This is a genomic window from Streptomyces sp. WM6386 (genome assembly GCF_000972385.1).
In the GTDB taxonomy this organism is placed as follows: Bacteria; Actinomycetota; Actinomycetes; order Streptomycetales; family Streptomycetaceae; genus Streptomyces.
The window spans coordinates 1-496 of the sequence record NZ_JXTE01000449.1; the positions used below are offsets into that span (position 1 = coordinate 1).

The 496-nt window shown below is 65.1% G+C and carries 1 protein-coding gene; it reads left to right on the forward strand.

From position 1 onward, the window contains the following. Nucleotides 1-174: 174 nt before the first annotated feature. Nucleotides 175-496, forward strand: a 322-nt coding sequence (locus tag TN53_RS42185) for a PadR family transcriptional regulator (protein ID WP_046264204.1), incomplete at its 3' end; no start/stop codon positions are given.

Below are 496 nucleotides of genomic sequence, written 5' to 3' on the forward strand. Positions count from 1 at the left end.
CGGTGGCGGTGAGCGTGATCAGGTTCCGGCGCAGTCGGCGCCAGGGTCTCAAGGTCAGGGGCATAGGGTCTCCCGGTGCATGGGTGGCCCGGCGGGGACGGCTCGGGCACCGTGAGAGTAGGGGCAAAGTGTCATAGGTGACTAGTGCCATAGGTAAAAGGGGTGTAACCGCGAATGAAGCTGGAGCACGTACTGCTGGGAATGGTGGCCATGCGTCCCTGCAAGGGTTACGACCTGAAGCGTTGGCTGGACAGCGAGATGGGCCGGATGATCCGCATCCGTACGCAGCAGAGCCAGGTGTACCGGACGCTGAACCGCATGTGCGCCGACGGCTGGGTCCGCTACGACGTGCAGCGCAATGAAGGTCGGCCGGATGCCAAGGTGTACTTGGCCACCGAAGCCGGCGAGCGGGAGCTGCGCGAGCGCCTGGCCATCCCGTACGCGCCGTCACCCGATTTCGGCGACCCGGAGTTCTTGGTCCGCTACACCTTTGCGG